This is a genomic window from Nonlabens sp. MB-3u-79 (assembly GCF_002831625.1).
Taxonomy (GTDB): domain Bacteria; phylum Bacteroidota; class Bacteroidia; order Flavobacteriales; family Flavobacteriaceae; genus Nonlabens.
In genome coordinates this window covers 2,352,611-2,363,729 of record NZ_CP025116.1, presented here as the reverse complement: position 1 = coordinate 2,363,729, position 11,119 = coordinate 2,352,611, and the positions used below count along the sequence as shown (strand labels likewise).

Below are 11,119 nucleotides of genomic sequence, written 5' to 3'. Positions count from 1 at the left end.
TGTATATTAGATCCATACTCAGGAGTCTTTAGGACAACTTTGATATAATCTCTTCGGGGGTCAGCAGCGATTGTTCGCCATTAACCATATTCTTTAGATTCAGTTTTCCTGTAGCTATTTCGTCTTCACCAGCAAAAATCACATAAGGAATCACATTTCGATCTGCATAACTCATTTGCTTCTTCATTTTTGCAGCATCAGGATAGAGTTCTGATTTGATTCCGCTTTCGCGAAAGCGAGACAACCACAAAGAACAATACTGCGCTTCTTTCATCCCAAAATTAATAAACAACACCTCTACTCCTGCTCTTACAGAATCTGGAAAAAGGCCTAATTGTTCCATAACTAAGTAGATGCGATCCAGTCCAAAACTGATTCCAACACCACTCACATCTTTTAATCCAAAGATTCCCGTTAAATCATCATAACGGCCGCCACCACCTATACTTCCCATAGCAACTCCTTCTGGAGCAGCGACTTCAAAAATACATCCTGTGTAATAATTCAAACCTCGGGCAAGCGTAATATCAAGATCCAGAACGGCACTTTTTAAAGGCATTTGAGTGATAGAAGTATTTATAAATTCCAGCTCTTCGATGCCTTTTAATCCTATTTCAGAATTATGGAGCAATTCTTTCATGCTCGCAATCTTTTCTGCATAAGATCCAGAAAGAGAGAAAACAGGATCCAAAACATCAATCGCTTGTTGATCGATTCCTCTGGACAGCATTTCTTCCTGTACCTTTTGCTTTCCTATTTTATCCAGCTTATCTAATGCAACTGTAAAGTCTATGAGCTTGTCTTCTGCTCCCATTACCTCAGCAATACCAGCAAGAACTTTGCGGTTATTGATTTTTATAGTGCACGCATTCAGTTTTAAGTTTGTAAAAACAGCATCATACAACTGCACCAACTCTACTTCTTGAAAGAGGGAGTTACTTCCTACTACATCTGCATCGCATTGGGTGAATTCTCTAAAACGCCCTTTCTGTGGGCGATCTGCCCGCCATACATTTTGCATTTGATACCTCTTAAAAGGAAAGCTAATGTCGTTTTGATTTTGAACTACATAACGTGCAAAAGGTACCGTAAGATCGTATCTCAATGCCTTTTCAGAAATCTGGGCGGTCAGTTGATTTTCTTTTCCAGTTTCCAACAGGTCTGGATCTGCCTTTTTTAGGTATTCCCCACTATTTAAAATCTTAAATATCAATCGATCACCTTCTTCACCGTATTTACCCATCAACGTATCAGAGTTCTCAAAGCTAGGAGTTTCAATAGGCATGAAACCGTACAGCTCAAAATGGCGCTGGATGATCTTCATGATATACTGCCTGCGTTGTACTTCTAGCGGACTAAAATCTCTTGTACCTTTTGGAATGGATGGTTTCTGTGCCATAATTGTTATTAAGCCTGCAAATATAAACAGTTATAACGCGTCTGTTCCTAAAGTAATTTTAATAAAAATATAATTTACCTGAAGAACTTGTAACTTTCTATACATTTTTAAGTCTTACTTTTCATGATAGGATTACTACGCCAAAATATAAATATCGCACAGCAAAGCATCAAAGGACAGCTATTGCGCACCATCTTAACCATCATAATCATCGCTATAGGTATTACTGCTCTTGTAGGGATCTTAAGCGCTGTGAATGCACTTTCTACTACTTTAAACAGTGGATTCTCAGGAATAGGTACCAATACTTTTTATGTACAGCAATACGCCCGTAGTTTTCAAAGTCGTGGTGGTAATAAAAGAACAAAAGTAAATCCCATTATCAATTACCGACAAGTAGTAGAGTTTGAGAAAAACTATACAACACCTTTAACACAGGTAGGCGTTTCTTTTCAAGCCAGTACTAGCGCCGAGGTAAAAAGTGAAGACCGAAAAACCAAACCAGAAGTGATTATTACTGGAGTCAATGAGTATTATGCAGAAAACGCGGGGATCCAACTAGGCGAAGGACGTATGTTCTCGTCTCTAGATATATCCAATAATTCTAAAGTTTGCGTTATAGGAAGTGACATGCAGGAAGATCTGTTCCAAGGATTTAATCCAATTGACAAAACCCTAAGTATTAGAGGTCATAAATTTACCGTTATTGGAATTCTAGAAGAAAAAGGTTCTACCTTCGGTAATAATGTAGACTTAAGAATCCTTATTCCTATGGAAGCGGCAAGAGGTATTTATACCTCTCCTAATATCAATTATGATTTAAGCGTCAAGGTATTTGAGCAAAATTTTATGGAAAAGGCAAAAGACGATGCGCTTGTTTTAATGCGAAATATCAGGGGTCTCAATCCTATTGAAGAAGAGAATTTTGGAATCGTACAAAGCGATCAGCTTTTAGGGAACTTAAATCAAATTACTTCTTCTTTAAATATTGCCGCTATTATCATTAGTCTGATTACCATTTTCGGTTCTTCGATTGCATTGATGAATATCATGTTAGTGTCGGTTACCGAGCGCACTCGCGAAATAGGAGTTAGAAAAGCTCTTGGTGCCAAACGCAGTACGATTTCATGGCAATTTTTTATTGAGACCTTTTTAATTAGTCAGTACGGCAGTATATTAGGTATTCTGTTAGGAATGCTTATCGGATATGCTGTTTCTGCAGGCTTTGAAATCCCCTTTGAGATCCCGTGGAATGCGATTATTGCTGCAACTATTGTTTCTGTTTTAATTGCTTTTGCTTCTGGTGTTATTCCGGCAATAAAAGCGGCCAAACTAGACCCTATTGAGGCGTTGCGTTATGAGTAAGGTCATGTTGTTCCTTTTGTACCCAACTAGCTGCAAAGGATCATGGTTCTTATCACCATAAACAGTGCTTATCCGTATAAAGCTATATAAAGCTTTAAAGCTCAATAACACTTATAGGTTACTCTTCCTTAGAAGTTTTCTTTACAAACTGAGTCAATAGAACTACTTGAGTAGGACCTACTTTACCTTCAATTTGATTTGCGTTCTCATGAACTAGAGAAATATTACGTACCGCTGTACCACGTTTTGCAATAAGACTAGAGCCTTTTACATCTAAATCCTTTAGAATTACAATGCTATCCCCTCTGTGAAGAATGTTACCGTTGGCATCCTTATGAACAATTTTTGGTCCACGTTGGATACCATCTTCAGCCCATTGTTTGGTATCCTCTTCCATATACATCATGTCTATAAGATCTACTGGCCAGCCTTCAGGTCGCAATTGATCGAGCATTCTATAGGCTACAACTTGAACTGCAGGTACTGTACTCCACATAGAATCATTAAGCGCACGCCAATGGTTGGGCTCTACTTCTGATTCTCCTTTTAACTGCATTCTACAGGTCTCACAGGCAAAAATAGCCGTGTCCTTCACGTTTTTAGGAGAATCTGGAACTTCGTATGCCTCTAGGCTCACCTTAACTTCTAAAGTATCTGTTGCAGCGCAAATCTCACAAGTATTTCCTGATCGCTCTTCTAATTGTTTACCTAAGTCTGACATGGTCTATTTTTAAGAATTACAATAGTACATATTCTAGCAGCGGTTTCCCTTAAGATGTCGCTATTAATTGTTATTGTTCTGCTTTCGCGAAAGCGAGACTACGACAACCTCTTCGCTACTATTTCAAATGTCCTAAAATAAAATCAATCGTAGGATTTGTATTCATCTGTTGATCAAAACTTCTAGCTGTATGCGCCGCTGGCAAGACTAAGTTTAAAGACTTCATTTTTTCAATAATTGGATCGTATTCTAGAGAACATTTCCCTAAAAGCATGTTGTCAATACTTCGATTAGATTTGTAGAGGTCGTATACCTTTTTAAGCCCTGAAAGATACAAGGCATCTTTAGTAAAACCGCCACCTCGATGCACGCGTAAGGTAATGTTAAAAGCACGCTCCCTATCTAGTTTGTACTTACCGTGTATCAAGTCAAACGTATCTGCAAAGGAGTACCCTTTTATCAGGGAGTCGGATGCTATAACCCTGTAAGCTAACTCTTTCAACCTAGTTAAGGTTAAATTACCGCTCATATACTCTGACATCACAGCAAGCCCTTCTTGTGTTTCTACATTATTAGGAAATCCATTGCCAAAAATATACAAGGGTTGTTCTATAGCATTAAAAGTCGTCACTAAATGTACTCCAATTTCGTGATGTGCCAGCACGTTCAATTCATGTTGTGAATACTTATGTCCTTTTTTTAAAATAAGCATTCTATCCTTATTAGAGACCATAGCTGCAGCACTCATCGCACTGCTTGTTTTGATTTTAAAATCAAAATCGTACAACTCTCTGTATTTGATGAAAAAGGCTTCGGCTTGGTCAGTACTAAGCACAGCATCGTATTTGGGCGCTGCAAGTTTTTCTTCTTGAAAATGCAAAATGAATTTAGCATTCTCTACCATCTTCTCTGTAGGTGTTCCAAAAAAGCGCAAACTGTTGTAATAAAATTTACTGCTGGGTTCACTGATAGTTTCTATGCATTGCACCAAACCGCTATAGGTATAAATAACGTCTTTATACAAAGATCTGATCCCCTCATCTTCTATACGTTCCAGCCGCTGGCTATAAAACATACGGTGTAACTTGTAGGGCTTGAACTTAAGCTTACGGTACTTGAAATTGGGCTCGTGCGTATATTTAGATTTAAAAAACTCTTTGCGCTCCTGAGCAATATTCAACGGGTTGATATAAGATAGGAGCTCTAAATTCTTTACGATTCTATGAACATTTGCATCAATATCAAATACGTCCTGATAGGTGTGCAAATCTATGTCCTTATATTTTGGGAGTGTGATATCTATCATAAAAACGGTGGGCATGTGCTTTAATATAATACTTAAGAAGGTCTTGAACTGCTGTTACTACTTCTGGGAAAATTCTTCCCGTAGTTTCATCTGCATATATCTTTGAAATTTCTGTAGCTAGAACAAGTGTGTTTAAGGAGTTGGAAGTGACATATTTTAAAAAATATCCATTTCCTTGAAAAACGTCGTTGATTTTACAATGTACTTTTTGCGCTATAGGCAGTTGCACATCATCTAAAATATCCTGCCACTGAGTGATTTCGGCACGGTATTTCTCTTCGTCTACATTAGTAGTTCCTATATTGAAAACAGGAACTTCTCGGTCCCATCTTTTCCAATTATAGGAATGCATATCGTAAAAAACGCTACTGCCAAAAAGCTCTTCCAATTTAACAATAAGACTAAGTACCACTTTATAGAAATTATCGTGCTTGGCAAGAGCTCTATCTTTTTTCTCTTGACTTAAGGGCTTTTTCCAAAGTGTTTTTCCCCAAGCAGTTTCATAGATAGCCGTTTCAGGTGCTCTATTTAAATCGTACTCAAACCTACTGTCATGTGCAATTAAGGTAATGGGCAAACCAGAAATCATCTGACCTGTGCATGGATCTTCTTCATACCAGCGATCGTACTCTGTATGCAAACAGTTGTCCCATAAATCTTTTGAAAAGTGATGGCCGCCGTGAACCGCTGCACACGCATAAGGTACATAATCATCAATTTTTATTGAGAACGAATAATCTTCTACAACTGCATGAAAAGTCTCTTGATTTTCAATACGAGTTATGATCTCAATAACAGACAGTTTAATCATCCAGTATGGTACTTTTAAGTTTGTTACGTCTTTCTAATTCTTTGATGCGATCTCCTACCACTTCTTCAAAAAAGTCGATTACCTTTTCCTGTAATTTCACTTTAGATACTTTATTGATATAGGTAATCCCTCCTGGGGACATCACGTTTACTTCTACCAGCATCCCATTAATTACGTCTATCCCGACAAAGTACAATCCATCTTTGACCAATTTAGGGCCTATTTTTTTACAAAGGTTTTTCTCTGCTGGTGTGAGCGTGTGTTTTTTAAAGGTGCCGCCAGCACTTATGTTAGAGCGATGGTCTTCCTCTCCAGGAACACGCTGCACCGCACCTATAGGCTTTCCATTTAATAATAAAATACGCGCGTCCCCTTTTTCGGCCCCTTCTATATAATCTTGAAGGATCACGTAATTTGTGGTCCCGTCCTTATTATCTATATAAAAGTCCAACAGGGAGTTGACATTACCCATAGCTGTTTTCTCAATCATGATCACCCCACTTCCTCCAAAACCGTTTAATGGCTTCATGATCATTTTTTCCTTAGGGTTTTCCTTGATTACAGATTTTAAATATTCTTTATTCTTAGAAACATGAGTCGCTGGGATGATTTCGTTATTAGGATCATCAAAACAGGCGGTGTAAAGTTTATTATTAGCTTCCCGCAATCCTTGAATATCATTTACAATAAACACATCATCTTTTACGGAGTCGAGAAAATTCAACGCAATAGGATCCAAAGGCGGATTTGCTCGCATCATTATCACGTCAAAACCTGCGAGTGGCAACATTTTTTCTATAAGTACTGTGTTTTTGTAAAAAGACTTTAATTGTGCGGGCACTTTATCTGTTTTCTTGATCATCTTAGAGAAAGCATAAGCAATGCTATTTCTAATAGTAAGGTTTGAAGGAGTAGCTATGGCTACCCGATGCCCTCGTTTAACACATTCGTGAATAAGTGTTAAAGTGGAATCTTTTTCTGGGTTGATTTCTTCCCAAGGGTACATGATAAAACAAACATTCATGTTTTGATTTTTTGGATTAATTATTAAAGCAAACTAAGAAGTAAAAACGATGTGTTACTTTAAGTTTATGTAATATTATTATTGAAATTAATGCATTGTATTCGCTTTCGCGAAAGCGGAATGAAAATCAAAAAATTCTCATTCTGCTTGATATGTAACATTACCATCGATTTCTATGACCGTAGTTAATAAAGCTATTCCTCTAAGAAGAAACTTCGTCCAGATGATCGTCCCAATTCTTAACATGAGGCTTACCAAATTTACCCAGACTTTTTGCGACAACTGATGCAACAGTAGCATCTCCAGTAACGTTAACCGTGGTACGGAGCATATCTAGTGGTCGGTCTACAGCAAAAATGAGTGCAAGAGCCACTGGTAATAACTCACTAGGGAAGTCTATGGATTCTAAAACAATGACCAGCATGACCATCCCAGCTCCAGGAACTGCAGCACTACCTATGGAAGCTAGTAAGGCCGTTAAAACAATAGTTAGTTGAGCACCAATAGTAAGGTCTATACCTAAAGCCTGACACACAAAAACAGCAGCAACAGCTTGGTACAAACTGGTTCCATCCATATTGATGGTGGCTCCTACTGGAAGTACAAAACTAGAAACTTCTTTTTCCACACCCATATGCTCTTCTACTCGTTCCATAGTTACCGGTAAAGTTGCGGCACTGGAGCTGGTAGAAAAAGCGAGTAATTGTGCTGGTGCTATTTGTTGTAAAAACCATAACGGTGATTTTTTGACATAAACGGCAAAAATGATACAATACACCACGATCATGAGCAATAAACCTGCTATCACCGTAAGCGCATAATACAATAGGGCTAGTAGTACTTCTGGATCATCTGAAGTAACCACTACGGTGGCTAATAATGCAAAGACTGCAAATGGAGCTGACAACATGATCAAGTCTACCATTTTCAGCACCACGTCGTTGAGACTATCAAAGAATTTCTTTAATGGTTTGGCTTTCTTTTCACCTATTAATAACATAGATATACCTAAGAAAATAGCAAAGAAGATCACTTGCAACATTAAACTATTGTTAGACATTGCAGAAACAGCATTATCAGGAACCATATCTATCAGGGCTTGCAATGGACCCGCATCTTTTTGTGCAGCGGCAGTTGCTAATTTTCCTTGGATATCTGAATTGCTTTCATAAGTCGCACTTAAATTAGCAATGGTTTCTTCTGAAATTCCTTCACCAGGCTTAAAAACATTTACTAAGGCCAATCCTATCGTAATTGCAATTACAGTGGTAGCAATATAAATCACCACGGTACGCAATCCCATATTGCGGAATTTTGCGATGTCTTTTAAGTCAGAAATTCCTTTGACCAAGGAAGCAAGAATCAATGGAACTGCTATTAATTTCAATAGGTTGACAAAGATTTTACCAAAAGGCTCGATCCAGTCCCCTACAAAGTCTTTACCCCAATCTACCTGAGTCATGATAAACCCAAAAGCGATTCCGAGAACCATCCCTATTAATATTTGCCAGTGTAATGCTAATTTTTTCATGTGAAATTGAATTCTAAATCTTCTTGAGGCGTAATATAAGTAAAGTTTTTGTGGTGTTTCCGCTTTCGCGAAAGCGAGTATAAAAACAAAATTAAAACTAAAATCAAGAGCAGCTATGTGCCTAAAACTATCTGTATAATGATCGCCTTAAATCTTTGACGTGCGTGCTCTTAAAAAATGGTCGGCGAGTACGAGTGCTGCCATGGCTTCTACAATCACCACAGCTCTAGGAACTACACAGGGATCATGTCTTCCTTTTCCTTGCATTTCAACAAGTTCGCCTTTGGAATTGATCGTTTCTTGAGATTGCATGATGGTAGCCACAGGTTTAAAGGCTACTCTAAAATAAACATCCATACCATTAGAAATACCGCCTTGAATACCGCCACTTAAATTTGTTTTGGTGGTTCCGTCTGCATTGTATTGATCGTTATGCTCGCTTCCTTTCAGCTGAGTACCGGCAAAACCACTACCGTATTCAAAACCTTTTACCGCATTGATGGAGAGCATGGCTTTTCCAAGGTCTGCATGCAGTTTATCAAATACCGGGTCTCCTAGACCAGCCGGTAAACCTTGAATAACACAGGATATAGTTCCTCCTATGGTATCCCCTTCTTTTCTGGTTTGTAGGATTTTTTCTTCCATCGCTTTCGCAAAAGCGATATCAGGACAGCGCACTGCATTATTTTCAATCTCTGAGAAATCCAGTTCTTGATAAGGTTTATCTATAAAAAGATCTCCTACACTACTCGTGTAAGCGGTTATTTTGATCTGAGAAAGCAATTGTTTTGCGATAGCTCCTGCCACGACTCTACTGGCAGTTTCACGAGCACTGCTGCGCCCACCACCACGGTAATCCCTATGTCCGTACTTATCATCATAGACCTTATCGGCATGACTAGGTCGGTAAGTTTCTTTGATATGAGAGTAATCTTTTGATTTTTGATTCTCATTAACAATTTGAAAACCTATAGGTGTTCCTGTCGTTTTTCCTTCAAATATTCCCGAATAGATCGTGACGGTATCACTTTCTTTGCGCTGAGTAACAATCTTGCTTTGACCGGGTTTGCGTCGGTCTAAATCAAATTGTATTGCCTCTAAGTCTATATTTATTCCTGCTGGACACCCATCGATAACGCCACCTAAAGCGACTCCATGAGATTCTCCATATGTTGTAACGGTAAATTGCTTACCAAAGGTATTTCCTGCCATAAAGGCAAATATACTATATGAATAGCATTAGCTTTGTGTACATTATATATTATCATCATAAAATCTTCTAGATGAAAAACCTGTATTATCTCTTCGCAATTACAGTGTTACTAGGGAGCAGTTGTCAAACTAAATCAACTATTGTAACAAAAATAAATGGGTCAGAAAAAACCTTTTATGAAGCTGCTAAGTATTACTTATCAGAAGCAGAATACAATAAAGGCTTAGAGGCAATCCATCAAGCGATACAAGAAAAGAACCAAGAACATTTAGTAGAGCTCTATTATTTAAAAGGTTTTATGCTTCACGCTTACGGAAAAACTACTGATGCAAGTGCTGCTTATCAATACGTCATTGATCATACGGAAACCTATTCATTATATAAAAACAAAGCAGCACAATTATTTGCTCTTAATCTTGCTGAAGAAGAGTTTCAGGAACAAATAAGAGTAAAACAAGAGGAACTATTAAAAAACAAGAATAACGAACAGCTGACTGACGATAGCTATTTGATGGTTGAAAAACAGCCTAGATTTCCAACTTGCCCAGAGACAACACAAAAAGAAATTCAAAAATGCAGCAGTCAAATCGTTCAAGAACATATTGTGAGTACCTATGATGTAGGTTTGGGAAACACTTTTGGTGTTTATGAAAAAGTAAGGACTCATGTTTATTATACAGTTGATACCGAAGGTGATGCGACAAGCATTGTTGCTAGAGGAACAAACGCGTTTTTATCCTTGGAAGCAAAAAGAGTGATCTTTAGCCTCCCTCAGATGCTACCAGGTGAATCAAGAGGTGAAAAAGTAAGTGTTCCTTTCTCGGTTCCTGTGACATATAATCCTTTGTAGTAAATAATGTAAATCAATTATTTACAATTATTTAATAATCTAAAATAGCAAACAGATTTCTATATATTTCTAATATATTTACCCGCTAAGAAAACAATTATGTTCAAAAAAACAATACTTGCATTTTGTCTTATTTCATTAGTTTCCTGTGATCCTGATGATGATAATGGAAATTCTAGTAGTACAAATACAGACTTTAGTTACTTCCCACTCGCAGTAGCAAATAATTGGGACTATGATGTCGTAACAGGAACAGATACCTCTTCAGAAAGTCTTACGGTGGCTTCTGTTACTGGTAATAGTTATACCCTAACAGCAAACCCTAACACACCCGTTGGATTCATGACACGTATTTTAAGTGGTGGTGCCTTAGAAGCAGTATCAGGAAAATTGATAGGTAATGGAACTATTGATTTTGGACTTCAGGGATTGAACAACTTTAATGTCACTATTACAAATGGTACACTTTACGATCAAAATGCCAGTGCGGATACTGAGCTGTACAGCACTACTGGATCAACAACACAAACCGTTCAGAGTTTTGACCTAGATATTAATTATGAGGTTACCACAGTACAACAAGCTGAAGTAGCACAAATGACAGTAGAAGGAATAAGTTATACAGAGGTGATACATTCACAACTCATCATCAACGCTTCTATCACTACAGATGTAAGCATCGCTGGGTTTACTCAACAAGTACCACTGTTAGCGCCACAAGATGTTATCGTTATTGATAACTATTGGGCAAAAGACATAGGACTCATCAAGTCTGAAAATCAATTGGACTATATGCTGGAGGATTTTTCTTCTTTAGGAGTGACGCTTCCAGTGCCTCAGAGCGCACAAATTTTAACGGTGCAAAATCTAACGGGTTACACAGTCAACTAGTATCAACT

At 37.9% G+C, this 11,119-nt stretch carries 10 protein-coding genes; 3 read left to right on the top strand and 7 right to left on the bottom strand.

Annotation, left to right across the window (positions count from 1 at the left end; genetic code table 11):
* Positions 1-28 precede the first annotated feature (28 nt).
* The gene (hisS, locus tag CW736_RS10410) at positions 29-1,399 is read right to left on the bottom strand and encodes a histidine--tRNA ligase (protein ID WP_101013878.1); all 1,371 of its coding nucleotides are present in this window, start codon (positions 1,397-1,399) and stop codon (positions 29-31) included.
* A 123-nt stretch (positions 1,400-1,522) separates the two neighbouring features.
* Between hisS and CW736_RS10405 the strand changes: the two genes are divergently transcribed.
* A complete protein-coding gene (locus tag CW736_RS10405) occupies positions 1,523-2,764 on the top strand; it encodes an ABC transporter permease (RefSeq protein ID WP_101013877.1) in 1,242 nt (413 codons plus the stop codon).
* Between the two features lie 118 nt (positions 2,765-2,882).
* Here CW736_RS10405 and CW736_RS10400 read toward each other — a convergent pair whose 3' ends face one another.
* The 6 genes from CW736_RS10400 to aroC all read right to left on the bottom strand — a co-directional run bounded on the left by CW736_RS10400 (position 2,883) and on the right by aroC (position 9,369).
* Positions 2,883-3,485, bottom strand: a complete 603-nt coding sequence (locus tag CW736_RS10400; RefSeq protein ID WP_101013876.1) for a PhnA domain-containing protein — start codon at positions 3,483-3,485, stop codon at positions 2,883-2,885.
* Between the two features lie 118 nt (positions 3,486-3,603).
* The gene (locus CW736_RS10395) at positions 3,604-4,806 is read right to left on the bottom strand and encodes a flavohemoglobin expression-modulating QEGLA motif protein (protein WP_410503947.1); all 1,203 of its coding nucleotides are present in this window, start codon (positions 4,804-4,806) and stop codon (positions 3,604-3,606) included.
* Positions 4,763-5,602 carry an N-formylglutamate amidohydrolase gene (locus CW736_RS10390; protein ID WP_101013874.1) on the bottom strand — a complete coding sequence of 280 codons (840 nt, stop codon included), beginning with the start codon at positions 5,600-5,602 and terminating at the stop codon, positions 4,763-4,765. Before CW736_RS10390 ends, CW736_RS10395 begins: the two co-directional genes overlap by 44 nt.
* The gene (gene gshB, locus CW736_RS10385) at positions 5,595-6,626 is read right to left on the bottom strand and encodes a glutathione synthase (protein ID WP_101013873.1); all 1,032 of its coding nucleotides are present in this window, start codon (positions 6,624-6,626) and stop codon (positions 5,595-5,597) included. Before gshB ends, CW736_RS10390 begins: the two co-directional genes overlap by 8 nt.
* A gap of 202 nt (positions 6,627-6,828) precedes the next feature.
* Positions 6,829-8,157: a dicarboxylate/amino acid:cation symporter gene (locus CW736_RS10380; protein WP_101013872.1), complete on the bottom strand. Its 1,329-nt coding sequence runs from the start codon at positions 8,155-8,157 to the stop codon at positions 6,829-6,831.
* A gap of 147 nt (positions 8,158-8,304) precedes the next feature.
* Positions 8,305-9,369 (bottom strand): chorismate synthase, encoded by a 1,065-nt coding sequence (gene aroC, locus CW736_RS10375; RefSeq protein WP_101013871.1) that lies wholly within the window; start codon positions 9,367-9,369, stop codon positions 8,305-8,307.
* A gap of 71 nt (positions 9,370-9,440) precedes the next feature.
* On the opposite strand from aroC, the gene CW736_RS10370 reads away from it, so the two are divergent.
* Together CW736_RS10370 and CW736_RS10365 are read left to right on the top strand one after the other, a co-directional pair.
* Entirely contained in the window at positions 9,441-10,220 is a 780-nt protein-coding gene (locus CW736_RS10370) for a tetratricopeptide repeat protein (RefSeq protein ID WP_101013870.1), read from the top strand.
* A 99-nt stretch (positions 10,221-10,319) separates the two neighbouring features.
* The gene (locus CW736_RS10365) at positions 10,320-11,111 is read left to right on the top strand and encodes a chorismate synthase (protein ID WP_101013869.1); all 792 of its coding nucleotides are present in this window, start codon (positions 10,320-10,322) and stop codon (positions 11,109-11,111) included.
* Positions 11,112-11,119: the final 8 nt, after the last annotated feature.

What these genes read in the sequence shown, in the direction of transcription:
- hisS (WP_101013878.1), bottom strand. Translation starts at nt 1,399, where the DNA reads ATGGCACAGAAACCATCCATTCCAAAAGGTACAAGAGATTTTAGTCCG.
- CW736_RS10405 (WP_101013877.1), top strand. Translation starts at nt 1,523, where the DNA reads ATGATAGGATTACTACGCCAAAATATAAATATCGCACAGCAAAGCATC.
- CW736_RS10400 (WP_101013876.1), bottom strand. Translation starts at nt 3,485, where the DNA reads ATGTCAGACTTAGGTAAACAATTAGAAGAGCGATCAGGAAATACTTGT.
- CW736_RS10395 (WP_410503947.1), bottom strand. Translation starts at nt 4,806, where the DNA reads ATGCCCACCGTTTTTATGATAGATATCACACTCCCAAAATATAAGGAC.
- CW736_RS10390 (WP_101013874.1), bottom strand. Translation starts at nt 5,602, where the DNA reads ATGATTAAACTGTCTGTTATTGAGATCATAACTCGTATTGAAAATCAA.
- gshB (WP_101013873.1), bottom strand. Translation starts at nt 6,626, where the DNA reads ATGAATGTTTGTTTTATCATGTACCCTTGGGAAGAAATCAACCCAGAA.
- CW736_RS10380 (WP_101013872.1), bottom strand. Translation starts at nt 8,157, where the DNA reads ATGAAAAAATTAGCATTACACTGGCAAATATTAATAGGGATGGTTCTC.
- aroC (WP_101013871.1), bottom strand. Translation starts at nt 9,369, where the DNA reads ATGGCAGGAAATACCTTTGGTAAGCAATTTACCGTTACAACATATGGA.
- CW736_RS10370 (WP_101013870.1), top strand. Translation starts at nt 9,441, where the DNA reads ATGAAAAACCTGTATTATCTCTTCGCAATTACAGTGTTACTAGGGAGC.
- CW736_RS10365 (WP_101013869.1), top strand. Translation starts at nt 10,320, where the DNA reads ATGTTCAAAAAAACAATACTTGCATTTTGTCTTATTTCATTAGTTTCC.